The 23,654-nt window shown below is 69.0% G+C and carries 18 protein-coding genes; 3 read left to right on the plus strand and 15 right to left on the minus strand.

Annotated features, from left to right (window positions below; all coding sequences use genetic code 11):
- Positions 1-200: 200 nt before the first annotated feature.
- Positions 201-1,442 carry a VWA domain-containing protein gene (locus tag WMF45_RS42995; protein ID WP_437712313.1) on the plus strand — a complete coding sequence of 414 codons (1,242 nt, stop codon included), beginning with the start codon at positions 201-203 and terminating at the stop codon, positions 1,440-1,442.
- A 960-nt stretch (positions 1,443-2,402) separates the two neighbouring features.
- On the opposite strand, the gene WMF45_RS43000 is transcribed toward WMF45_RS42995, so the two are convergent.
- The 5 genes from WMF45_RS43000 to WMF45_RS43020 all read right to left on the minus strand — a co-directional run bounded on the left by WMF45_RS43000 (position 2,403) and on the right by WMF45_RS43020 (position 11,882).
- The gene (locus WMF45_RS43000) at positions 2,403-4,592 is read right to left on the minus strand and encodes an ATP-binding protein (RefSeq protein ID WP_437712315.1); all 2,190 of its coding nucleotides are present in this window, start codon (positions 4,590-4,592) and stop codon (positions 2,403-2,405) included.
- A 16-nt stretch (positions 4,593-4,608) separates the two neighbouring features.
- Positions 4,609-8,943, minus strand: coding sequence for a HAMP domain-containing protein (locus WMF45_RS43005; RefSeq protein WP_437712317.1), 4,335 nt, complete (start codon positions 8,941-8,943; stop codon positions 4,609-4,611).
- 111 nt (positions 8,944-9,054) lie between these two features.
- Positions 9,055-9,495, minus strand: coding sequence for a response regulator (locus tag WMF45_RS43010; RefSeq protein WP_437712319.1), 441 nt, complete (start codon positions 9,493-9,495; stop codon positions 9,055-9,057).
- Complete coding sequence (locus WMF45_RS43015; RefSeq protein ID WP_437712321.1) at positions 9,492-11,093, minus strand: ATP-binding protein; 1,602 nt, start codon at positions 11,091-11,093, stop codon at positions 9,492-9,494. Before WMF45_RS43015 ends, WMF45_RS43010 begins: the two co-directional genes overlap by 4 nt.
- Positions 11,094-11,477: 384 nt before the next feature.
- The gene (locus WMF45_RS43020) at positions 11,478-11,882 is read right to left on the minus strand and encodes a winged helix-turn-helix transcriptional regulator (protein ID WP_437546281.1); all 405 of its coding nucleotides are present in this window, start codon (positions 11,880-11,882) and stop codon (positions 11,478-11,480) included.
- Between the two features lie 142 nt (positions 11,883-12,024).
- On the opposite strand from WMF45_RS43020, the gene WMF45_RS43025 reads away from it, so the two are divergent.
- Together WMF45_RS43025 and WMF45_RS43030 are read left to right on the plus strand one after the other, a co-directional pair.
- On the plus strand, positions 12,025-13,155 hold the full coding sequence (locus WMF45_RS43025; RefSeq protein WP_437712323.1) for an alkene reductase: 1,131 nt from the start codon (positions 12,025-12,027) through the stop codon (positions 13,153-13,155).
- A 191-nt stretch (positions 13,156-13,346) separates the two neighbouring features.
- Positions 13,347-16,286, plus strand: coding sequence for a HEAT repeat domain-containing protein (locus tag WMF45_RS43030; protein WP_437712325.1), 2,940 nt, complete (start codon positions 13,347-13,349; stop codon positions 16,284-16,286).
- A 120-nt stretch (positions 16,287-16,406) separates the two neighbouring features.
- On the opposite strand, the gene WMF45_RS43035 is transcribed toward WMF45_RS43030, so the two are convergent.
- The 10 genes from WMF45_RS43035 to WMF45_RS43080 all read right to left on the minus strand — a co-directional run bounded on the left by WMF45_RS43035 (position 16,407) and on the right by WMF45_RS43080 (position 23,341).
- The gene (locus WMF45_RS43035; protein WP_272102242.1) at positions 16,407-16,829 is read right to left on the minus strand and encodes a response regulator; all 423 of its coding nucleotides are present in this window, start codon (positions 16,827-16,829) and stop codon (positions 16,407-16,409) included.
- A gap of 105 nt (positions 16,830-16,934) precedes the next feature.
- Entirely contained in the window at positions 16,935-17,597 is a 663-nt protein-coding gene (locus tag WMF45_RS43040) for a hypothetical protein (protein WP_437712327.1), read from the minus strand.
- Positions 17,548-18,270 (minus strand): ParA family partition ATPase, encoded by a 723-nt coding sequence (gene parA, locus WMF45_RS43045; RefSeq protein ID WP_437712329.1) that lies wholly within the window; start codon positions 18,268-18,270, stop codon positions 17,548-17,550. Before parA ends, WMF45_RS43040 begins: the two co-directional genes overlap by 50 nt.
- A 374-nt stretch (positions 18,271-18,644) precedes the next feature.
- Positions 18,645-19,043, minus strand: coding sequence for a type II toxin-antitoxin system VapC family toxin (locus tag WMF45_RS43050; RefSeq protein ID WP_437712331.1), 399 nt, complete (start codon positions 19,041-19,043; stop codon positions 18,645-18,647).
- Between the two features lie 455 nt (positions 19,044-19,498).
- A complete protein-coding gene (locus WMF45_RS43055; RefSeq protein WP_437712333.1) occupies positions 19,499-20,056 on the minus strand; it encodes a flavin reductase family protein in 558 nt (185 codons plus the stop codon).
- A 146-nt stretch (positions 20,057-20,202) separates the two neighbouring features.
- On the minus strand, positions 20,203-20,997 hold the full coding sequence (locus WMF45_RS43060; protein WP_437712335.1) for a glutathione S-transferase family protein: 795 nt from the start codon (positions 20,995-20,997) through the stop codon (positions 20,203-20,205).
- 120 nt (positions 20,998-21,117) lie between these two features.
- Complete coding sequence (locus tag WMF45_RS43065; protein ID WP_437712337.1) at positions 21,118-21,609, minus strand: N-acetyltransferase family protein; 492 nt, start codon at positions 21,607-21,609, stop codon at positions 21,118-21,120.
- Between the two features lie 60 nt (positions 21,610-21,669).
- A complete protein-coding gene (locus WMF45_RS43070; RefSeq protein WP_437712339.1) occupies positions 21,670-21,966 on the minus strand; it encodes a MafI family immunity protein in 297 nt (98 codons plus the stop codon).
- A gap of 39 nt (positions 21,967-22,005) precedes the next feature.
- Positions 22,006-22,434, minus strand: coding sequence for a hypothetical protein (locus WMF45_RS43075; RefSeq protein ID WP_437712341.1), 429 nt, complete (start codon positions 22,432-22,434; stop codon positions 22,006-22,008).
- Positions 22,435-22,546: 112 nt separating this feature from the next.
- Complete coding sequence (locus WMF45_RS43080) at positions 22,547-23,341, minus strand: hypothetical protein (RefSeq protein ID WP_437712343.1); 795 nt, start codon at positions 23,339-23,341, stop codon at positions 22,547-22,549.
- Positions 23,342-23,654 lie beyond the last annotated feature (313 nt).

Below are 23,654 nucleotides of genomic sequence, written 5' to 3' on the forward strand. Positions count from 1 at the left end.
CCGGCGGAGCGCGGCAGCGCCGCCGCGCTCCGCCGCGCCGTCCTCCTTGTGCCAGGCGGCCACGCCCCCTATCCTGCCGCTGTGCGGCACGCGCGCACGGCGCCTGCGGCCGCTCGCTGCGCGCGCCGCGGGGCGGCTCATCGGGCTCCCGCCAAACAGGCTCTCTGGAGAGCTCGCGATCCCTCCGACACCCCACAGCGATGAGCGCTCGCACCCCCAAGAAAGCTCCTCCGCCCCCCTCCCCCGCCGGCGCGACGGACGACCTCACCGACGGCGACCGCGACGCCCTCCTGCGCTGGCGGCTCGCGCTCGGGCCCGAGGCCGAGCGCGTCGATCCTCGGCTCTCCCTCGGGGGGCTCGGCGGCGGGGCGTCCGCGCTTCACGTCGACCCGCGGCGGCTCGGCGATCTCGACAAGGCCCTCTCGTTCATCTACGACGAGCGCGCCGGCAACCTCGGCGGCTCGCGGCCGTACGTCCCCGAGTGGCTCTCCGCGGTGCGCGAGTTCTTCAGCCACGACATCGTCGCGCTCGTCCAGAAGGACGCCATCGAGAAACGAGGGCTGACGCAGCTCCTCTTCGAGCCCGAGACGCTGCCCTTCCTCGAGAAGAACGTCGAGCTCGTCGCCACCCTCATGAGCGCGAAGGGCCTCATCCCCGACGCCGCCCGGGAGGCCGCCCGGCAGATCGTGCGCGACGTCGTCGAGGAGGTGCGGCGCGCGCTGGAGTCCGAGATCCGCACCGCCGTCCTCGGCGCCCTGCGGCGGAACACGACGAGCCCGCTCCGCGTCCTCAGGAACCTCGACTGGAAGCGCACCATCCGCAAGAACCTCCGAGGATGGGACGCCGAGCGGCGCCGCCTCGTCCCGGACAAGCTCTATTTCTGGGCGAACCAGACGCGGAGACACGAGTGGGACGTCGCGATCCTCGTCGACCAGTCGGGCTCCATGGGCGAGAGCGTCGTCTACAGCTCCATCATGGCCGCGATCTTCGCGTCCCTCGACGTCCTCCGCACTCGGCTCCTCTTCTTCGACACCGAGGTCGTCGACGTGACTCCGATGCTCGTCGATCCGGTCGACGTGCTGTTCACGGCGCAGCTCGGCGGCGGCACCGACATCAACCGCGCCGTGGCCTACGCCCAGGCGAACTTCATCGAGCGCCCCGAGAAGACGCTGTTCATCCTGATCACCGACCTGTACGAGGGCGGCAACGCCGAGGAGCTCCTCGCCCGCATGCGCCAGCTCGCCGACAGCAAGGTGAAGTCGATCTGCCTGCTCGCGCTGTCCGACAGCGGCAAACCGTCGTACGACCACGACATGGCGCAGAAGCTCGCCGCCCTCGGGACCCCGTGCTTCGGCTGCACCCCGAAGCTCCTCGTCAAGGTGGTAGAGCGGCTCATGCGAGGTCAGGACCTCGGCCCGCTGCTCGACGCCGAGGCGCGCTGAGCGCCCGGCGGGGGCACAAAGACCACGAAGGCACAGAGGACACAGAGGTTCTTTTCCTTCCTCTGCGTCGTCTGTGCCTCCGTGGCCCCTCGCCGCCGCTCTGGAGCGCTCCCCCCCGCCTCTGGTACACGCGCCGCAGAGCGGCGGTCATCCGCACAGGAGACGGGTCCAGATCGGCGTTTTCGGCGCGGAAGCGCACTCCAGTGCGCTGAGCACCGAAAACGTCGAGATGGGCCCGTATCCGAAGCGGGTGACCGCCGCTCCTGTCACCGCGCGCGGCGGGTCGCCTTCGCCGAGCGCTCGTCCGTCCGACGGGCGGCGGCGCGCTTCCGGGACGTGGCGCCCCGGGCAGCGGTCGCAGAGACCCGCCGACGGGCCCCGGCCGCCCGAACCACCTCTTCGAGAGAGGGTGTCTTGACCAGGAGGGGACCCGCGCTGTCCATGGCGCTGATCGAGGGGCCGACTAGGCTGATAGAAAGTTTCACTTGAACTACCGATATGTGTGGCGGACTGATCACGTCGCTCAGCGAGGGCTCATCACCTATAAACCGTTTTGATCTTTTACGCAGCGTCGCAGTGCGGAGATCACGAGCCCTGAGCGCCCGTCCGGACGTGAACTTGTCCACCCGGGAGATCCGCTCGCCTTCCGCCTCTCACGGCGGATGCACGCAGGCACCACGGAGGCACGAAGGCACGGGTCTGGGTTCGCTCCGTGCCTCCGTGTCTCCGTGGTGATCGGCGAGGGACTGCCCCCGGGTGTCGCACCGGGCGCTCTGTCACGAGCTTGTTGCACGATGCAGGCCAACGATGGCCGGATGCCGGCATCGCCGCTTTTCCCAGGGGGACCGTCAGACGCCTTTCACGGTTGAAACCACCGGTTGCAACGGTGGCGCAGCGCGACCGCATCCCTGCCCCGGCGGGCGCCAGGTGAGACGCCGGGTGAGCTCAGGAGAGCGCCTCTCAGCCGACGGGACCGGTCAACGACGATCCAGGGCGCTCGCCCAGGGGCCCGGACGGACCAGCCGCTCGGGGCGGGAGCGGCAACGCCACCTGGAACCTCGCCCCCATGCCCGGGGCGCTCTCCACCTGGATGGTGCCGCCGTGGGCCCTCAGGATCTGGTCCACGATGTACAGGCCGACGCCCAGCCCGCCATACGAGCTGGTGGGCGCCGCCCGCTCGAAGCGCCCGAAGATCCGGGCGATGTACTCCTGAGCGATCCCGATGCCCTGATCTGCCACCTGGAGCACCGCGGACCGCCCATCCACCGAGATGCGCACCTGGATCGGCTTGCCCCGCCCGTACTTGATGGCGTTCATGAGCAGGTTGGTGATCACCTGATCGATGCGCAGGCGGTCCCACCGGCCGACCGCGGTCACCGGCATGTCCAGGTCGAGCGTACAGCCGGCCCGCTCCAGCTCGGCCTCGAGGCGGCCCGCCACGTCGCGCGCCACGTCGCACAGATCCACGTCGTCGAGGCTGAGCTCGAGGTGGCCGCTGTTGATCCGCGCCACGTCGAGCAGCGTGTCGATGAGCCGCGTGAGCCGGTCGATCTGCCCGCCGGCCTGGGAGAGCTTCGCCAGCACCTGCTCCGCCGGCAGCCCGCCGTCCGCGCGGTGGAGGGCGCGGGTGAGGCCCTGGACCTGGAGCACCAGCGCGCTGAGCGGCGTCCTCAGCTCGTGCGAGGCGACCGCCACGAAATCCTCGCGGATCTGCACGGCTTCGCGCGTCATCCGCAGCAGCCGGGCGTTCTCGAGGCAGAGCGCCGCGCGCTGCGCGACGTCGAGGGCGACCGCGAAATCGGGCGGCTCGAAGCGCTCGCCCGGCTCGACCCACACCATGCTGAGCGCCCCGAGCACCTCGCCGCGCGTGACGAGCGGCACGCACAGGTAGCTGCTGGCGCCGATCTCCTGGATCACGGCGGGATCGTCGATGTCGAGCGCCACGGCGACGTCGCGCGGAGCGCACTCGACGCGCAGGTCGGGGCGGCCTGTCGTGAGCACCGCGCCGACGCCCTCCGCGGTCAAGGCGAGCTCCCGCGGGCCGAACCGCGCCGTGAACCGCGCCGCGTCGCGGGCCCTGTGCGCGGCCGCGAGCCGGCGCGCGCCGCCCTCCTCCCGCAGGTCGAGCACGCACCAGGTGCAGACGCGCTCCGCGGAGATGCGCACGAGGGCCGCCGCGACGCTGTCCTCGTCGAGCGACGCCGAGAGCGAGCTCGACGCCTCCGCGAGGATCTCCGAGCGGCGCACCGCGGCCTCGGCCTCGGCGCGGGCCGCCCGCTCGCGCGTCAGGAGGTGCAGGCGCTCCTGCTCGTGGCGCTTGCTGTCGTCGATGTCCGTGAAGCTGCCGAGCCAGGCGACCACCCGCTTCCAGACGTCCCGCTCCGGGACCGCCCGGCACAGGTGCCAGCGGTAGGCGCCGTGAATCGACCTGAGGCGACACTCGCCCTGAAACGGCTCACCCGACTCCAGGCAGCGCCGCCACTTGCTGACGAACTGGTTCAGATCGTTCGGGTGCACAGCGGCCTGCCAGCCCCAGCCGCGGAGCGCCTCGAACGCGAGCCCCGTGTACTCCAGCCAGCGCGAGCTCACGTAATCGATGCCGCCGTCGAGCTTCGCCGTGAAGACGCACTGAGGAATGGCGTCGGCCAGGTTCTGGTACCTCGCCTGCGCGGCGCGCCGGAGGTCCTCGACCTCGGCGTCGCGCCGCCGCTGCTCGGCCTGGCGCAGGAGCTCCGCCTGCTCCTTGATCTGCTCGCCGCGCCGGTGGAGCTCGACGAACACCGCGACCTTCGCCTGGACGACCTCCGGCTCGAGCGGCTTCAGGAGGTAGTCGACGCCGCCCACGGCGTACGCCCTGTAAATGGCCGCGAGATCGTCCGTCGCCGCCGTCAGGAAGATGATCGGCGTGTGGCGCGACCGCTCCCGCTGCTTCACGAGCGAGGCGACCTCGAAGCCGTCGATGTCGGGCAACCGCACGTCGAGAAGGATGACCGCGAAATCCTCGGACAGGATCCTGAGGAGCGCGTCCTTCCCGCTCGCCGCAGTCACGAGGCGGTAGCTCTCGTCGACAAGGATCGCCCTGAGCGCCGTCAGGTTCTCCGGCTGATCGTCGACAAGGAGAATGCTGGTCGTCTCGGGCGGGGTGGACACGGTACGGCTCCGTGGCTCAATCCGGCCGCACCCAGTGCAGGATGGTCGACATCAGCCGCCCCTCGTCCACCGGCTTGGCCACGAAATCGTTCAGCCCGGCGTCCAGGCACTTCTGTCGATCTTCCGGCATCGCCTTGGCCGTCACCGCGATGATCGGCAGCTCGTTGAAGCGAGGATCGCTCCGGATCTCCCGCGTCGCCTCGTAGCCGTCGAGCTCGGGCATCATGATGTCCATGAGGACGACATCGATGGACGAATCGGCCTCGCGCAAGATCTCGATACCGTGCCTTGCGTTCTCGGCCAGGACCACGTGCGCCCCGCGCCGCTCGAGCAGGCTCGTGATGGCGAAGACGTTGCGCGCGTCATCGTCGATGACAAGCACGCTCCGCCCGGCGAGCGCGACCGAGGAGGAGCCGTTCGTGAGGAGCGGCGCGACCGGCTCGGGCAGCTCGGCGCGCGCCGGCCTCGTCGCCTTCGGCTCCGTCCGCTCCGCCGGCAGGTACAGGGTGAACTTGCTGCCGAGCCCGGGCGTGCTGTTCAGCGAGATCTCCCCGCCGAGCAGGCTGGCCAGCTCCCGGCTGATCGTCAGGCCGAGCCCTGTGCCGCCGTAGGTGCGGCTGGTCGACGCATCCGCCTGCTGGAACGCGTCGAAGATGAGCGTCTGCTTCTCCGTCGGGATGCCGATGCCCGTGTCCGTGACGGCGAACGCCAGGACGGTCTTCGCCTTGACGAGCGTCTCCCGCTTGAACGTGAGCCCCTTGCTGGCCACCTCGATCTCGAGCGAGATCCGCCCGGACGACGTGAACTTGAACGCGTTGGACAGCAGGTTCTTCAGGATCTGCTGGAGCCGCTGCAGATCCGTCATGATCCCCGCGGGGACGCCGGTCGCGACCCGCACCCAGAACTCGAGCTCCTTCTGCTCGGCGATCTGCCGGAAGCTCCGCTCGACGTACTCGGCCAGCTCGGAGAGCAGCACCCGCTGGGTCTTCACGTCGATCTTGCCGGCCTCGATCTTCGACAGGTCGAGGATCTCGTTGATGAGCTGCAGGAGGTCCTGCCCCGCCGCGGCGATCGTCTTCGCGTACTCGACCTGCTTCGGCGTGAGCGTGTGCTCCTCGTTGTCCGCGAGGATCCTGGCGAGGATGAGCAGGCTGTTCAGCGGCGTGCGCAGCTCGTGCGACATGTTCGCGAGGAACTCGGACTTGTACTTGGAGGTGCGCGACAGCTCCCTCGCCTTCTCTTCCAGGGAGGCGCTGGCGCGCGCGATCTCGCGGTTCTTGATCTCGAGCTCCGACGCCTTCTCCTCCAGCTCCTGCGACCGCGAGCCGAGCTCGGTGTTGGACCGCTGGAGCTCCTGGAGCAGCTCCTCCGTCCTCATGCTGGCGCCGATCATGTTGAACACGACGCCGATCGACTGCGTGAGCTGCTCGAGGAACGTGAGGTGGATGGGCGTGAAGTTCTGGAAGCTCGCCAGCTCGATGACCGCCTTGAGGCCGCCCTCGAAGAGCACCGGCAGGACGCAGATGTTGCGCGGCGGCGCGTCGCCGAGGCCCGAGCTCACCCGGATGTAGTCGTCCGGGAGATCCGTGACGACGATGCTCTTCTTCTCCAGGCCGCACTGCCCGACGAGCCCCTCGCCCAGCGCGAACCGGTTGGAGATGCCCTTGCGCTTCTGGAACGCGTAGCTCGACGTGAGCTTGAGCGCCGGGTACTTCTCCTCGGACTCGAGCACATAGAAGGCCCCGTGCTGCGCCGAGACGAGCGGCGTCACCTCGGACATGATGAGGCGGGAGAGCGCCTCGATCGTCCGCTGCCCGGCCATCATCCCGGAGAAGCGCGCCAGGTTCGTCTTCAGCCAGTCCTGCTCCTGGTTGGCGCGCGTCGTGTCCCGCAGGTTCGAGATCATCTGGTTGATGTTGTCCTTCAGCTGGAGGACCTCGCCCTGCGCCTCGACCGAGATGGCCCGCGTGAGGTCGCCCTTCGTCACGGCGGTCGCGACCTCGGCGATGGCGCGCACCTGCGTGGTGAGGTTGCCCGCGAGCTGGTTCACGTTGTCGGTGAGGTCCCTCCACGTGCCGGCCGCGCCGGGCACCTTGGCCTGGCCGCCGAGCTTGCCCTCGATGCCGACCTCGCGCGCGACCGTGGTCACCTGCTCGGCGAACACGCGGAGCGTGTAGGTCATGTCGTTGATGGTGTCCGCCAGCGACGCGATCTCGCCCTTGGCCTCCAGGGCGAGCTTCTGGCGGAGATCGCCGTTCGCGACCGCGGTCACGACCTTGGCGATGCCGCGCACCTGCGAGGTGAGGTTCGAGGCCATGACGTTGACGTTCTCCGTCAGGTCCTTCCACGTGCCGGAGACCCCGGGCACCTGCGCCTGGCCGCCGAGCTTGCCCTCGGTGCCTACCTCGCGCGCCACGCGCGTCACCTCCGCGGCGAACGCGCGCAGCTGATCGACCATCTTGTTGATGGTGTCCTTCAGCTCGAGGATCTCGCCCTTCGCCTCGACCGTGATCTTCTGGGACAGGTCGCCGCTCGCGACCGCCTTCGTGACGAGGGCGATGTTGCGCACCTGGTTCGTCAGGTTGCCCGCGAGCTGGTTCACGTTGTCGGTGAGGTCCTTCCACGTGCCGGCGACGCCCGGCACCTGCGCCTGGCCGCCGAGCTTGCCGTCCGTGCCTACCTCGCGCGCCACGCGCGTCACCTCCGCGGCGAACGCGCGCAGCTGATCGACCATCTTGTTGATGGTGTCCTTCAGCTCGAGGATCTCCCCCTTCGCCTCGACCGCGATCTTCTGGGACAGGTCGCCGCTCGCGACCGCCTTCGTGACGAGGGCGATGTTGCGCACCTGGTTCGTCAGGTTCCCCGCGAGGACATTCACGTTGTCCGTGAGGTCCTTCCACGTCCCGCTGACGCCGCGCACCTCCGCCTGCGCGCCCAGCTTGCCCTCCGTGCCTACCTCGCGCGCCACGCGCGTCACCTCCGACGCGAACGCGCGCAGCTGCTCCACCATCTTGTTGATGGTGTCCTTCAGCTCGAGGATCTCCCCCTTCGCCTCGGCGGTGATCTTCTGAGAGAGGTCGCCCTTGGCGACGGCCGTCGTGACGAGGGCGATGTTGCGCACCTGGTTCGTCAGGTTGCCCGCGAGCTGGTTCACGTTGTCGGTGAGGTCCTTCCACGTGCCGGCGACGCCCGGCACCTGCGCCTGGCCGCCGAGCTTGCCGTCGGTGCCTACCTCACGCGCCACGCGCGTCACCTCCGCGGCGAACGTCCGGAGCTGCTCCACCATCTTGTTGATGGTGTTCTTCAGCTCGAGGATCTCCCCCTTCGCCTCGACCGTGATCTGCTTCGACAGGTCCCCGTTCGCCACCGCCGTCGTCACGACCGCGATGTTGCGCACCTGGTTCGTCAGGTTCCCCGCGAGGACATTCACGTTGTCGGTGAGGTCCTTCCACGTCCCGCTGACGCCGCGCACCTCCGCCTGCGCGCCCAGCTTGCCCTCCGTGCCTACCTCGCGCGCCACGCGCGTCACCTCCGACGCGAACGCGCGCAGCTGCTCCACCATCTTGTTGATGGTGTTCTTCAGCTCGAGGATCTCCCCCTTCGCCTCGACCGTGATCTGCTTCGACAGGTCCCCGTTCGCCACCGCCGTCGTCACGACCGCGATGTTGCGCACCTGGTTCGTCAGGTTCCCCGCGAGGACATTCACGTTGTCGGTGAGGTCCTTCCACGTCCCGCTGACGCCGCGCACCTCCGCCTGCGCGCCCAGCTTGCCCTCCGTGCCTACCTCGCGCGCCACGCGCGTCACCTCCGACGCGAACGCGCGCAGCTGCTCCACCATCTTGTTGATGGTGTTCTTCAGCTCGAGGATCTCCCCCTTCGCCTCGACCGTGATCTGCTTCGACAGGTCCCCGTTCGCCACCGCCGTCGTCACGACCGCGATGTTGCGCACCTGGTTCGTCAGGTTCCCCGCGAGGACATTCACGTTGTCCGTGAGGTCCTTCCACGTCCCGCTGACGCCCTGCACCTCCGCCTGCGCGCCCAGCTTGCCCTCGGTGCCTACCTCGCGCGCAACGCGCGTGATCTCCGAGCCGACGGTCTGCAGCTGCTGGACGACGTCGTTCACCTCATCGGCGATCTGACCGATCGTCCCGGGCACCTCGCCGATGCCGACGCGCGCGGAGAAGTTGCCGGCCTTCACCGCCTTGAGCACCTCCAGCACCGCCTGGAGCTGCATCTCCCGCACATCCAGGTGGCTGCCGTTGGCGCCGCGCTTGCGGGGCGGCGGCTTCTTCTTGCTCGCTCCGCTCCCGTGCTTGTCCTTCAAGGTCGCCGCGATGTTGTTCGATTGCATGACCACCTTCCTGACGACGATAGCGCGCCTGGAGTGCTAGTTCCCGTTTCAGGTGCTCAGGCCTCGTCGACGCCGGGGAGCTCGGCGTCATGAGACCCTGGAGGACGGCCGTTACGACTTGCCGCGGCGCAACACTTCTGCGACCTGCCGCTGGAGACGAGCATGCTCGATATCGCGAGCGCGACGCTCGAGCGCGCGTCGCATGCGAGAGCTTAGCTCATCGGAGCGAAAAGGTTTGGAGAGGTAGTCGGAGGCGCCGACGCGGAGGGCGCGCATCCCGGTCTCGACGGAGCCGAACGCGGTGATCGCGATGATCGCCAGCGACGGGTCCTGCTCCTTGGCCCGCGCGATCAGCTCGATGCCGTCCATCCCCGGCATGCGGATGTCGGTGATCAGCAGGTCGAAGTCCCCCGACGGCAGCAGACCGAGGCCCGACATCGCATCGGCCACGTGCGTCGCCTGGTAGCCGTGGTCCTTGGCGATGTCAACGACGAACCGGCCGAGATCATCGTCGTCTTCGACAACCAACACGCTCGGTGAGCTCTGACTCATGCTTTCTGCCCTTCCTCTCTACCCCCTCTACGCGACTCCGAGCTCGCCTCTGAGCTCGCTTCCACGCTCGCCGGTGAGCCGGACACGCTCGCCGGTGAATCGGACATGATCGCGGGAAGCGTGACACGGAAGCGCGCCCCGCCTGTGGACGAAGCGGCGACCTCCACCGAGCCGCCGGCTTCCTCGACGAGCCCACGGACGATCGCGAGCCCGAGCCCGCTGCCGCCGCCGGCCGCCTTCGTCGTGAAGAACGGGTCGAAGATCTGCTGCAGATCCTCGGAAGGGATCCCCGGCCCCGCGTCGGCGACCTCGAAGCACACGACGGCTGAGCCCGCTGGACCATCACACTCGGGCAGGACGCGCACCTCGAGCTCGCCGCCGCGGCTCTGGGCCTCGACGGCGTTCAAGCACAGATTGAACACGACCTGAAACAGACGATCGGAGTCGAGGGCGACGCGCACCCTCGCGGCGCCCTCGCACACGACGCTCGGCTCGATGCCGCGCCTCCTGCACTCCGGGCCGAGGAAAGCGACCACATCGTCGATGACGCGCCGGAGATCGCTGTCCGCCCGCTGCGGCCTCGGCGGCCGAGCGAGGGAGACGAGGCGAGAGACGACGCGCGTGATCCGCTCGGATTGCCGCGCGATGGTCTCCAGCTCGGCGCGCAGGTGCTCCGGGCAGCCGGGCAGGTCGGCCGCGCGGCGCGCGCGGCCATGGATCACGTTCAGCGGCGATCCGATCTCGTGGCCGAGCGAGGTCGCCACCTGCCCCGCGGCGGCGAGCGCCTGCGCCTGCTGCAGCTTGCGCTCCCCGTTCACCCGCGCCGCCTCCTCCCGCACGGCGCGCTCCCGCGCCTCGCGGAGAGAGCTGGTCATCGTGTTGAAGGCGCTCGCCAGGCGAGAGAGCTCCTCCGCGCCGCGCTCGGGCACGGCCGCGTCCAGATCGCCGCTCGCGACGCGCTCGGCCCCGGCGAGGATGGCCCGCGCCGGGAGCGCGACCGTGAAGCGCCCGACGAGCCCGGCGACGACCGCGCTGATCAGCAGCAGCACGACGCCGGTCACCGCGAGCCCGTGATTCAACGCGTTCTCCAGCACCTCGGCGTAGTGATGATCGCGCACAAGGACGGCGACCAGGGGCTGATTGGCGCTGCTCGGCTGGATGGAGACCGTGCGGAGCAGCACGGGTTGCCCGACCAGGCTGGCGACCTCCTCGATGTCGCCTCCTTCACGGAACGCCCGGCGCGCGAGCTGCCCGAGGCGCTCCGCTTCGCGCTCGACTCCCTTCGTGATGAAGATCGCCTCACCTTCCCTGGTGAACGCGGCGATGCCAAGGATGCGCTCGGCGCTCGCGAAGTGCTCCGCCCGCCGCCGGACGAGCGCGAGGTCCCTGCGCTGCAGCGCGCTCTCGACGAACGCCTGAAGCAGGGTGGCGTAGTTGCGGAGCTCCGCCGTGGCCTCCTCCCGCAGGACCTGCTTGCGGTGCGCCGACGCGAAGATGCCATACAGCAGGATGGCCATCGCGATGGGGAGGACGAGAGACAACCAGAACTGGTGCGCGAGCCTCATCCCCCCCGGTCGGCGCTGGTGCTGCAGTATCATACGGCGATCCACCGCGACCCCCAGGGGACGCCCACGCGTTGACACTCCGCGTCAAAGCGGAGTGCGTCTTCGTATTTGGCGGGCTCATCCGTGTCGTTCGGCTCGTTGCCGCGTACGTTCGTACGCCTCACTCGCCTGCCTGACGGCTGAGCTCGTATCCCTCGAATCTGCACCCCGCTTTGACAGCCACCGAGATGCGAAGCCTTCGAATTACATCACCATTCCACCTGAGCGGCAAGCGCAACCTCGAGCTCGACAGAAGCGCTCCTCTCACTACCTCGCCGCTACCTCGTCCCACGAGCGCTCGGCGTCAGGTATTGCCTGAGCGCTGCTCAGGACCGGGCGGACTCCTTCGTGGCATCCGTCACGCGACCTGCGTGGATGCTACGTGGATGACGCCCGCGCGCGCTTCGCCGCCGGCGCGGCTCGTGCCGCCCGTGCGGCGCGCTTCGCCCCCCCGCCGCGCGCCGCGCTCACCGCGAGCCGCTCTCCCCACCGCGAGATCGCCTGCGCCACCTCACCGAATCCCCGGCCGGCGTCGGTCAGCTCGTACTCCACGCGCACGGGGGGCCCCGGCAGGACGCGCCGCACCACGAGGCCCAGCGCCTCGAGCTCCTTCAGCCGGCTGGAGAGCATCCGATCGCTGATCGCGTCGAGCCGCTCGCCGATCTCGCCGAAGCGCAGCGCCCCCTCCTCGAGCGTCGCAATGATGAGCCCGTTCCAGGGCTTCGCGAGCACGTCCATCGCGACCTGAAACTTCTCGCAGAGGTGCTGGCACGCGTGCTTCATGTGTCGTCCCCGACACCAGAATGACCTATTCACTTCCAAAAGGGAAGTGACTTGACATCGTGCAGTGCAGATTCATGATGCCCGCCGGACGGATGCCACTTCCCTTTCGGAAGCTACATCTTCTTTGCAAGGAGCATCGATCGTGACCACCGCCAAAGACCTGCTCTTCAGCCCCTTCGCGCTCGGCCCCCTCTCGCTGCCGAATCGCCTCGTGATGGCGCCGCTGACGCGCTGCCGCGCCGGAGAGGGCAACGTGCCGACCGAGCTCAACGCGCGGTACTACGAGCAGCGCTCCTCTGCGGGCTTCATCGTCACCGAGGCGACGCAGGTCACCCCGGAGGGCGTGGGATATCTCCGCACACCTGGCATCCACACCGACGCGCAGGTCGCCGGGTGGCGGCTCGTGACGGACGCGATCCACCGGGCGGGGGGGCGCGGCTTCCTTCAGCTCTGGCACGTCGGGCGGGCGTCGCACCCCTCGTTCCAGCCGAACCGGCAGGCGCCCGTCTCGTCCTCGGCCATCGCCATCCGCAACGGCCACGCGTACACGCCCGAGGGCCCGCAGCCGTACACCACCCCGCGCGCCCTGGAGACGGGCGAGATCGCCGGCGTGGTCGCGCGGTTCGAGGGCGGCGCGCGCCGGGCCAAGGCCGCCGGCTTCGATGGTGTCGAGATCCACGCGGCGAACGGCTACCTCATCGACCAGTTCCTCCGGGACGGCGTGAACCAGAGGACGGATCGGTACGGCGGCTCGGTCGAGAACCGGGCGCGGCTCCTGCTCGAGATCACCGAGGCCGTGACGGGGGTGTTCGGCGCCGACCGGGTCGGCGTGCGGGTCTCGCCGCTGGCCGAGTTCAACGACATGAGCGACTCCGATCCGAGGGCGCTCTTCGGCCACGTCGCCGCCGAGCTCTCGGCGCGCAAGGTCGTCTACCTGCACGTCGTGGAGCCGCTCTCGGGGCAGGCGCTCGACGCCGCGGCGCGGGTGACGCCCCTCCTCCGCGAGCGGTTCCGCGGCGCCCTCGTCGTGAACGGCGGCTACACGCTCGAGACCGCGGAGGAAGCGCTGCGGACCGGCGCGGCGGATCTCGTCTCCTTCGGCGCGCCCTTCCTGGCCAACCCCGATCTTCCGGAGCGCCTGTCGCGCCGCGCGCCGCTCAACGCGCCCGACGTCGCGACCTTCTACTCCGAGGGCCCGCGCGGCTACATCGACTACCCGCGCCTCGGCGAGGCCGCGGCGGGGCGCGCCGGCGCCGGCGCACAGCTGGCCTGACGGCTCGAGGGCCCGAGGGCCTGATCCCGCGATCCGATGGCCTGATCCGGCGGAGGCAGGCGGAGGCAGCAAGAGCTCCCGCGCCGCCGCCCGTGATAGCCTTCCAGGCCGATGCCGGCCGCCCATCCGCTGCTCCCGAACGACGAAATCCCCACGGCGCCGCGCCCGGCGCGCTCGCCCGCGGAGGCGCCGTGAGCGCGGCCCCGGGCGACGTGAAGCGCATCGGGGCCGGCGAGCTCCGGGCGTTCATCCAGGACGCGGGAGAGCTCAAGAAGGGCACGCTGCTCTACGACGGCGGGCAGCTCCTCAACCTCGCGCGCTACGAGAACAAGCTGTTCTGCGACGCCAAGGGCTCGGGGGCCTCGCCTTACAAGGTGTCGCTCGTCTACAGCGACGCGCCGGCGCCCGCGTTCAAGGGGCGCTGCTCCTGCCCGGCGCGGACCTTCAACACCGCGTTCTGCAAGCACGCGGCGGCGCTGCTCGTCGCGTGGGCGCGCGCGCCCGAGTCGTTCGCCGTGAGCGAGGCGCCGCCGCCCGGCGCGCCGGGCGGGGACACCGCGCGCAAGAGCGTGAAGAAGGGCAGCGCGGACGCGCAGGCCATGATGAAGTCCGGCGTCGAGCAGGTCGGCACGCTCGTGCGCGAGCTCGGCGTGTCCGGCGTCGCGACCATCGGGAGCGACCGCATCGAGCAGATGGAGAAGCTCGCCGAGGCGCTCCGGGAGAACCGCCTCCGGCGCCTCTCGGCGCGCACGCTCGACCTCGCCGCGCTGCTCCGCGGGCAGGCCGCGGGGGGCCGGCAGGCCCGGGGCGCCCCCCGCGGCGCGCTGCCGGCGGTCGCCTACGCGAACGTGATGGCCGATCTCCTGCTCACCGCCCGCAAGCTCGAGAAGCACCTCGCGGGTGAGCCGCTCGACGACCGCCACGTCGAGGAGCTCGTCGGCAAGACGTGGAAGGCGTCGGACAGGAAGCCCGCCGGGGACCTCACGCTCGTCGAGTACGCCTTCTCGACGCGGACGACGAGCGACGATTTCGTCATCCGGGAGAGCCGCTTCATCGACCTCGAGTCGGGCCGCCACGTCAGCGAGAAGCAGATCCTCCCGGTGTTCCTGGCGAAGCGGACCGAGCCGAAGCGGAGCTTCGCCGGCGAGGTGCTCGCCGGGGCGCGGGCGACGACCTACCCGGGCTACCCGCCGCTCCGCGTCGACTTCAGCGATCTCGGCGACAAGCGCCCGCTCGACGCCGGCGCCCTCGAGGCCGTGCTCGCGCGGGCGCTGCCCGACGTCGGCGCGGCGCTCGCTGCGCTCCAGGAGCACCGCAAGGACGTCTTCGCGCCCGACCTCGTGCCCGTCGCGGTGCTCACCGACACGCTCTTCGCGCGCGGCGCGCGGCTCGCGGCGGTCGACGACAAGGGGGAGGCGCTCCACCTGCCCGACGACCCGGCGCTCGAGGAGCGGCTCGCCGGCTCGCTCCGCGACGCGCGGCTCCGCGCGCTGCTCGGGGACGTCGGCATCGACGCCGCGCTGCCCACGCTGTGGCCGCTCGCCGCCGTCGTCGAGGGGCCGCTCGGCCTGGAGCTGCGCCCTGTCCTGGATCAGGGCCTCGCCGCGCGGGGCGGGCCGCTCGAGGGCTCCGCGTGGAACGCCGCCGCCCGCGAGGCGGGCGCCTCGCCCGCGGCCATCGCGCTCGGCGAGGTCCGCGAGGAGCTCGCCGAGGCGCTCGTCACGGGCCTGACAGGGCTCAGCGCGCGCGCGACGGACCCGCTGGCCGCGCGGCTGCGCGACCTCCGCCTCGAGAAGCAGGCCGCGCTGCTCCAGGCGCTGCCGCAGCGGCCCGAGCCGGCCGATCGGCTCGACGACTTCATCAAGCTCTACCAGGTGCTCGAGATGGCGCTCGTCCGCCTGGCCGGCGCGACGCAGATCGACCGCGCCTCGACCGAGCGCGTGCCGACCTACGAGAGCGTCGCCGTGGCGCGGCCCGACGAGACGCTGTCCCCGGACGAGGTGGCGCGGCGGCGCGCGGCGGGCGCGATGAACCGCTACGTCGCCGCGGTCCACCACGCGCGCTACTACGCGTCGCTGCCGGCGAGCGAGCTCGTGGCGAGCATCTTCCCGATCTGGGCGGACGGCACCGCGACGCCGACCATCGCGAGGACGTTCGCGCCGCTCGGGGCCGAGGCGATCGCCGCCGCGGAGAAGGCGCTCACGGTGAAGGCGGGCCGCGTGGCGAAGCTGACGGCGGTGCGGGTGCTGCAGGCGGTCGTGCTGCACGGCGGCCCGGCCCGCGCCGAGGCCACGGCGATGCTCGGCAAGGTCGCGGAGCACGCGAAGGACGCCGGCCTTCGGGCGCTCGCCCGCGACGCGCTGGACGTCATCGATGCGGCGCCGTCGGGCGGGCCGGGGAACGACGCGGTGCGCGCGCGGCGCGCCGCGCGGCTCGGGCGCGTGCACGAGCTCGCGAAGACGCTGGGCGCCGCGCCAACCAAGGAGGAGCGGCTCGAGGCGCTGAAGGCGCTCTCCGAGCTCGGCGACCTCGCCGCGCTGCCGGCGTTCCGGCGCGCGTTCTACGCCGACGCCTCCCGCGAGGTGCGCGAGGAGGCCGCCTACGCGCTCGCGCAGCTCGGCGACGTCGAGATGGTCGAGACCTTCGTGCGGATGCTGGCGAGCCGCGGCGTGGACGAGCGGGAGGCGAAGATCGCCGCGTACGCGCTCGGCTTCCTCGGCGACGTCCGCGGGCTGAGCGAGCTGCTCTCGGCCTACGCCGACGGCTACAAGCCCGGCATCGTGGCCGACGCGATCCGCGCGTTCGGCCCCGTGGCGCTCACGCCGCTCGTGGACCTCATCGAGGCGCGGCCCGAGCTCGCGAAGCGCGCGGCGGCGCTCGACGCGCTGAAGAAGATGGACGACACCGCGGTGGCGGCCTGCCTCGTCGAGCGGATCGAGGCGCGGCGCGGCGACGCCGATCTCGCCGACAAGGCGCCGCTCTACCTCAAGCTCGCGGACGTGCACGCGCACAGCCGGCGCGAGGTCGCGACGGCGCTCATCTCGGCGCTCTCGAGTGCCCCCGGCAAGGAGGCGCAGGCGGCCGTCAAGGCGGCGCAGAAGGCGCTCGGCGTCGTCAAGCGCAGCAAGTAGCGCGGCGCCGTGACGCCGCGCCTGAAGGCGCGTCGCGCGCTGTCTCTCGGAGAGCGTGTGTGTGCGCGCCGCGCGGGGCGCTCCTCGCCACGACGAGGGCCGGAAAGCCGATGTGTTTCGCTACGGTAGCTCCACAAGTCTCCAGTACTTGTTGAGCGCCGCCATGAGCTCGACGAAGCTGAGGAACGTGACCGGCTTGAGGAGATAGCCAGCCACGTTGAGGTTGTAGGCTCCCACCTTGTCGCGATCGTCGTTCGATGTGGTCAACACGACGACCGACGTGGCCCCGAGCTCAGGATCGGCCCGCAGCTCGCGCAGGAACTCGATCCCGTTCATCTTGGGCATGTTCAGGTCGAGCAGGATGAGCCGTCGTTCGACCGGGACGACACCGCTGCGCAGCATCTCGAGGGCCTCGACGCCGTTGCCGGCGACCCAGAGGGGATTCGAGATGTTGTTCCGCTTGAACGCCCGGCGGACATTCATCACGTCGACGTCGTCGTCTTCGACGAGGAGGATGTTCAAGAGTTTTTCTTCGACGTCCATTGTCTCCTAGGTTCTCATTGGCGAGAAGGACGTGAACGTCAACTCCCGTCGAGGCAGCCGCGCCAGTCAGGTGCGATAGGGGCGGAGTCGATGCGCGCTGGTCGGTCAGCTCGCCCGCGGCCGCTGACGCCAGAGCGTCATCAGCACCCGTCCGACCTGGACCACGCGACCGACCCGCCCTTTTGGTCCGGTGTCCGCCGGACGGAACGGTTCGGTGCGGTAGCTCGCGCTCGGGGGCGGCGCCTCGCGGGGGGCGGCGGCCTCAGCCGGGGCCGCGGAGACGGACGCCGGCCCGAGGCGCTTGTCGAGGTGGACCTCGACCGCCTCGCCGACCAGGTTGCTCATGTCGCGGTCGTTTTCGATGCAATGGAGCAGCAGCCGATCCGCGAGCGGATCGGGCAGGTAGACGGTGACCGCGCGCCGGGAGCGGCCGTCGTTGCCGAGGAGCACCGGCGGGCCGGCGTGCGGCTCCGAGGTGGTGGCGAGCGCCTGGGGCCCGGCGGCGGCGCTGGCTGCCTGCGGCGCCGTCGCCGCGGGCGGCTCTGCGCCTGGCCGCGCCTCCGGTGCTCGCTCCTGCGGCGCCTCCTGCGCTTGCTCCTGCCGCGCCTCGACGGGCTTCTCGCCGTCGTGCGCTCGCTGATCGGCGGCGGGCTTCGACCTCACGACGTCGTCTGCCGCTTTGCCGCCTTCGCCGCCTGCGACGAACGCGTCGGCCTTTTCAGGCGACGGCGGCTTTCGCAGCGAGACCGCGACTTGCTTTTTGGCCATGGTGAAGCTTCTCCAGTTCTTCGAGAAGGTGGGTGATCTCTTTGGCCGCGGCGTCCCGCGGTGCGTAGCCCGTCACCCCTTGCCCGCAGGCGAGGGACTCCTGGTAGGCGATGCGATAGCCGAGCTCCGTGGAGAGCACCGGCAAGCCCGACGTCTCGAGCACCGCGCGCGCCGATTTGCCGAGCGCCGTGCGGCCTTGCTTGCGCGTGATGAGGATGCAGCCCTTGAGCGCGCTCCGCAGCGCGGCGGCCTCGCGGAACACCTCGAGCGCTGCGGTGAGGGCCCAGGCGTCCGCGGCCGTGGGACCGCAGGGGTAGACGGCGATGTCGGCGACCATCAGCGCCGATCGCGCGATCTCGCCGTGGCGCGGCGGGCAATCGATGACGGTGAGGTCGTATGCGGCGGCGACTTCCGGCAGCTGACCCGGCTTGTGCATCGAGGCGCCCATGGCCATGACGGTCGGCGTATCGTGCCCCGCCTCCGCGGCCACGTCGCCCCACGTGCGGACGGTCCCCTGGGGATCGGCGTCGACGAGCAGCACACGCCGGCCGTTCGCCAGCGCGGCCACGGCGAGGCTCACGGCCGTGGTGCTCTTGCCGATCCCACCTTTCTGTCCGGTGAGCGCGATGATCATGATAGACCCCCCTAGCAGAACCTTCGCCGGGCGGTCCACTTTCTTGCAAGCGCGGACAGGGCTTCTACCGAGCCGTCCTGAGGGGAATTCCCGACGGGGACGTTGATTTCTCGGTGCTGTCGATGGGTTGGCCGGCACATCGCAGGAGGTTGTTCAGCTCTCTATCCGGCGGCAGCGTCCCCTCCCGCGCGTCGCATAACCGTCATGATGAGGACGCTCACGGAAAGCGGAAGAGGCGCGCCCGGCGCGCGAGCGGCGCCTCCGGTGCGCCCGCCGCGCGTCGTCGGCGCGGCAGCGCGCGGCGCTGGCGAGCGAGCGATCCGGAGCCATTGCGAAGCCGCCACCGGCGCGCTCGCACCCGAGTTCGGCAGGGCGATCGTCCACGACGACGGCTGAGCGAGCGAAGGTTCAGCTCAGACCCAGTTGTCCATGCGTAGCCCGTGCACGCGGCTGAAATGTTTCGTGTTGTTCGTCACCAAGGTCACGTCGAGCACGAGCGCATGCGCCGCTATCAGCGCATCGAAGCTGCCGATCGGCGTACCTTGACGGACGAGCGCCGAAGCAACCGCTCCGAACCGAGCAGCTACTCCCTCATCGACAGAGACAACCGTCACGGCATCCGCAAAGGCGTCGATGAGACCATGCAGCTTCCTGGAGCGACGATGATCAGCGCCGTATCGTAGCTCCGCGAGCGTGATCGCACTCATACAGATCTCCGACGGTTTGTGCTCGAGCAACCGCGTGGGAACGCCACCGAATCCGCGGAGTGCGAAGCTCACGGTGTCCGTGTCGAGCATGTAGAGGAGCGTCATTCGAACGGATCCTCTATCCCCGTGACGGGCTCCTGCGCCGGCCGCTCAATCTCATCCGACCAGGCCCCAAGGCAGGCACGAAAGCTCGAAGGCCACTCGTCGATCGGCTCCAGAATCACGCGGCGTCCCTCACGCCGTACAAGCACCTCGCCATCGGGAAATCGGCAATCTTTGGGAAGCCTGACAGCTTGACTCCCGCCGTTTTGAAATATTTTTGCTCTACTAGCAGTGCCCATAACACATAAAGTATATACATTTGTATATACCTCGTCAAGTGTCCGTCTGATCCGGCTCAGCGCGAGCTGCCCAGCGCCCCGCACCGAGCTTCCTCCTTGTGCCTTCTTCCTGGCACCGTCCCAGGGACGCAACCAGCACCGCGCGCGCTCGGCCGAGAGTCCGCCCCGGTCGACAGGAGACACTCCGGCCTGCCGCCCTCGTCCACAGCGCTTCGCGAACTACAGGTTCTCCGGTTTGAAGAGCCTCCGGTAGCTCACGTTGCGACCGGACACCATGAACACCCCGTCGCCGCGGTAGTGGACGGTCGTCGGATAGCGCGGCGATGTCGCGACGTGCGCCTTCACCACCTCGAAGACGAACAGGCTGAGGCGCTTGATGGCGCTCGTGTCGACCAGCTTGCACTCGAAGCTCGCATGACACTCGGCGATGAGGGGCGCGCCGACCTTCGTCGCCTCGACGGCGGTGAGCCCGAACTCTTCGAACTTGTCGACCTCGGACCCGTGGCTGTTCCCTATCCCGATGACGGTGCGCACGAGATCGACCGTGGGCACGTTGATCACGCACTCTTTGCTGCGCCGTACCATCTGATGGCTATCGTTCTGGTCCCAGATGAAGCACCCCACGAGCGACGGCTCCTGCATCATCACCATGTGCCAGCCCATCGTCATGATGTTCCGCCGGCCCTTGTGCGCAGAGCTCACCAGCACCACAGGACCCGGCTCCAGGAAGCGCCTGACCTTCGCGACCGGAAAATCAGCCTTCTTGTAGGTCTTCATGCGATCACCCGAGGCACGGATGCACGACGAGCAGGCTGGCCCCTGACTGCCCGCATGGCGGATCGGCAGCGGCCTGCACGGCGGCAAAGCGCATCATGCCATGCACATCGCGGACAGCAACGTCCGATACCAGCGCACGAGCGGCGTCAGAGCACCTGTTTGATCAGCTTCAGCGGGCTCAACCGGTCCCAGACGTCCGCCTCGCGAAAGCTCGGCCGCGCCTTGACGGCCTTCGCATACCGGGCGAGGCGCGCTCGCCTGGCGATCTCGGCGTCGAAGCGCACGAAGCCCATCCGCGCGAGGAACACGGTCCACACCACGTCCGCGGGCCCGTAACCACCGGGGACGAGCGACTCGCGCCCATCCGCGAGCGCACCATCGAGCGCGTCCAGGAGCTCGATGGCCGCGCGCTTGCGCTCGCCGAACATCGCCACCACGCGCCCCGGGTCGAACGTCCTGACGCGCCCGGCGAACACCTCGGCGCGCCGCGTGTAGACGTCCGCGAGGTCCGCGTGCTCGGTCGCGAGCTGGCGCAGGCGCTTCTCCGTCGCCACGAGCGTCCTTCGCACAGCCGGCCGCGCGAGCGGGTTCCACGAGAGCAGCCACCCGAACGTGAGCTCCTCGATGGGGAAGGCGTAGTGGCGGTCGAGCCAGCCCCGCGTCGCGTCGTCGAGCGCGGCCTCGGTCGTGCCGAACGCGAACAGGAGGATGTCGCGGCTCTGCGAGAGCACGCGGCCGTCGACCTGCAGCGTCGGCACCGTCAGGTTCGGGTTGAGGCGCGCATAGTCCGGCGTGAGCTGCTGCGCCCTGCGGTGGATGTCGACGCTCACCGATTCGAAGGGAACGCCGCGCTCGACCAGCGCGAGGCGCGCGACCATGGAGTAGTACGACGAGGCAGCGTGATGAAGGCGGAGGCGTGCGGGGCTTGCGGGAGCGCTCATCGAGCCGAAGCGTACCACCGCCGCGCCCGAGCAGGCGCCTGGCCAGGCGGCGATCTGCTCGGCTGCGCCTCGCTGTCGGAGGGCGACGCGAGCCGCGCGCGTGTCGTCGTGCTGGCGGGGTCAGAGCTTGCGGTACATCCACACGCTGGGGATCTCGATGTCGAACCCCGCCTTCCGGTACGCGCGTCGCGCCGGAGCGTGGCTCGGATCGCCGCCGGTGCCGACGGTGGCGACCTTCATCCCAGCCTGCTTCAGGCGCGCCGCCGCGAACTCGTACATCGCGGTGCCGATCCCCTTGCCGGAGTGCGCGGGGTCGACGGCATTGAGGCCGATCTCGCCGACAAGCGTCTCCGGCGCGAGCCGAAGCGCCACGAAGCCGGCGACCTCGTCGCCGGATTGCGCCACGTACAGCTCCCAGCCCGAGTCGGGCGCCATCAGCGACGTCAGCAGCGCTTCCTGCGCTTCGTCGTCTCGCCGCTGCGCCAGCTCGTAGAGATCGTCGCCGAGGATAGAGCGGAACGAAGCGAACACGGGCGCAAAGGCCGCGCGCCGGATGTCCTGGAGGCGGGCCGCGTCCTCGGGGCGGGCACCGCGGAAATGGATCTCAGGCACTTGAACGTCCTCCTGCCCGGCGCCATGCACGGGCACGCGCTTGTATAGCTTCACGCGGACTCACCGCCATGTGAATTCTCCGTTTCTGAGCGACGCGAAATATTCACGCAGCCACTTCATCCTCGAGCTCTCACCCCATCCCATTGCGGCCATGGCGTGCTCGATGGCGTCGAATTGCGCTTGGTCCACAGGGAGATCGAGGTCGCCGATCCAGTCGATGACGTGCTCCATGGCGAGCCCCCACTCCCCGTACCGGTGAACCCAATCGTGCGCATCGCGGAAGCGCTCTGGGGGGAGCACGTCCTTGAAGGAATCGAGCGCGAGCGCGCACAAGGCCTGGATCTCTTGTTTCGTCATAAGGCCGACGACCCCGACCCAATAGCAGTTTCTGTCGAATTAACTGCCCGCACGGCCGGCTGCGTCCCATCGAGCTTGCTCGATGTCGCAGCCCCGCTCGATGAGCTCACGGATGTCGAGGACCAAGCGTCGCAGGAAGGCGAGGTCGACGACCTGGGACGGTGTGGTCGGCTTGAACCGTTCCACCGCGTCCGCGAGCTTTCCATGCGACAGGAGCAGCCGCTGGCGCAGCGCTTGCGGCCGATCGATCCCCGAGAACAACCCATCGTCGCGCGCGTAGACGTACTCGCAGGCCCCATGGTTCGCAATGGATGATAGTGGCCCTAGAATCGAGTCCTGCCAGCCTTCGAGTCTCACCCAGTACGACCGAGCCCGGAGCGACCGCCAGCGGTGGCACGCGAAGGGCGCGATGAAGGCAGCGGCGAGCCGCTTCCGAAACGCGAGATGCTGTCCGTCGATGTCGCCCATGTCAGTTAGCTCCAAAGGTCGGCCGGTCTGTCGTCGCGCTAAGCGCGGCCGGCAACACCGGCTTGTTGGGCTACATTCGCCAGATCCGCCACCTCAATCCCCTCCAACGAGCTCAGGTATCACCATCGCTTCCGGTTTTGGGCGTTCCTTCTGCAATATTTGCAACCTCGGTCGCGACATTGCTCACGACATCCAACTGTTCCGCCACGGACGCAGGCATCAGGGCTTTCGCTGCCCGGGCTCCAGCCGCAAGCTGCCGCAGAGAGAACCTACTCGTCCACCGCTGAAGACGTGTCGCGAAGGCTTCGGTCCAAGTACGTTTATTCATCGATCCAAGCGTCGACTTAAGAAACTCAACATCGCGACCAAGCTCTTCAATACGGCCCTTAAGAGTGTCCTTATCCGCCGTTTCTCGACGAAGCTGCTCAACCAACTCAACCTTAAGCTGATCGAGAGCCGCTACATATTTGGACATTTCTTCGCGAGACAAAGGTTCGCTAGGAATCTTCTCCAGGCGCTCACGAAGCAGATCGATGGACCTTGCGTGCTCGTCAAACTGCCTTGCCACCGGTGCCGAGACAACGTCCTCATGGAGGCGCCCAAGCCAAGCACCAATCTCGGCGATTAGACCACTTCGCTCTTCCGCCGTAAAGGTCTCCACGGCAGACTCTCGGCCGGGATTGGCGGTACACGAAAACATATAACTCCCGCTGTAGTCGCCGCTCTTCGTCTTGGTCTTCGGAACGTGAAAGCTAAAGAAGAATGAGTCATCATATCGATACTTAATCGATACGCACGGCTCCTTACTTTGATTTGCAAATTCACGAACAACAAAGTCCTCGGTCGCAAAGAAGGGATGTGACTCAAGGACATCGTGGACGACTTTCAGCAATGTGGCACGAATCATGCAAATGCTCCGTTATTGCGCGATAATGTGGTATCGAGACGACTGTTCATAGATTCCGACTCAGAAACTATGGGCCAACGATGCACGACGGCGAACGAACTTCTCACAAACTGCATGTTACACTGAGGTGGCAGCGCCGCTGCTCGCTAATGCAACTGGGACGCGGCGCTGCGATGACGCCGGCCTCCGAGGGCTTGTACGCGCATTTGCCTACCCAGTCCTGAATGGCCTGAGGCCGCCGGCCCAACACTTCCTTCTGCTGCAAGCATGTGAGGAAGCGCGAGGCGCGCCCGAACATGCTTGACAGCAGCAA

The organism is Sorangium sp. So ce448 (assembly GCF_051520915.1).
In the GTDB taxonomy this organism is placed as follows: Bacteria; Myxococcota_A; Polyangia; order Polyangiales; family Polyangiaceae; genus Sorangium; species Sorangium cellulosum_B.

Excerpts from the sequence above, each read along its gene's own strand:
- WMF45_RS42995 (WP_437712313.1), top strand. The coding sequence starts at position 201 with ATGAGCGCTCGCACCCCCAAGAAAGCTCCTCCGCCCCCCTCCCCCGCC.
- WMF45_RS43005 (WP_437712317.1), bottom strand. The coding sequence starts at position 8,943 with ATGCAATCGAACAACATCGCGGCGACCTTGAAGGACAAGCACGGGAGC.
- WMF45_RS43010 (WP_437712319.1), bottom strand. The coding sequence starts at position 9,495 with ATGAGTCAGAGCTCACCGAGCGTGTTGGTTGTCGAAGACGACGATGAT.
- WMF45_RS43015 (WP_437712321.1), bottom strand. The coding sequence starts at position 11,093 with ATGATACTGCAGCACCAGCGCCGACCGGGGGGGATGAGGCTCGCGCAC.
- WMF45_RS43020 (WP_437546281.1), bottom strand. The coding sequence starts at position 11,882 with ATGAAGCACGCGTGCCAGCACCTCTGCGAGAAGTTTCAGGTCGCGATG.
- WMF45_RS43035 (WP_272102242.1), bottom strand. The coding sequence starts at position 16,829 with ATGGACGTCGAAGAAAAACTCTTGAACATCCTCCTCGTCGAAGACGAC.
- WMF45_RS43040 (WP_437712327.1), bottom strand. The coding sequence starts at position 17,597 with ATGGCCAAAAAGCAAGTCGCGGTCTCGCTGCGAAAGCCGCCGTCGCCT.
- WMF45_RS43050 (WP_437712331.1), bottom strand. The coding sequence starts at position 19,043 with ATGACGCTCCTCTACATGCTCGACACGGACACCGTGAGCTTCGCACTC.
- WMF45_RS43055 (WP_437712333.1), bottom strand. The coding sequence starts at position 20,056 with ATGAAGACCTACAAGAAGGCTGATTTTCCGGTCGCGAAGGTCAGGCGC.
- WMF45_RS43060 (WP_437712335.1), bottom strand. The coding sequence starts at position 20,997 with ATGAGCGCTCCCGCAAGCCCCGCACGCCTCCGCCTTCATCACGCTGCC.
- WMF45_RS43070 (WP_437712339.1), bottom strand. The coding sequence starts at position 21,966 with ATGACGAAACAAGAGATCCAGGCCTTGTGCGCGCTCGCGCTCGATTCC.
- WMF45_RS43075 (WP_437712341.1), bottom strand. The coding sequence starts at position 22,434 with ATGGGCGACATCGACGGACAGCATCTCGCGTTTCGGAAGCGGCTCGCC.
- WMF45_RS43080 (WP_437712343.1), bottom strand. The coding sequence starts at position 23,341 with ATGATTCGTGCCACATTGCTGAAAGTCGTCCACGATGTCCTTGAGTCA.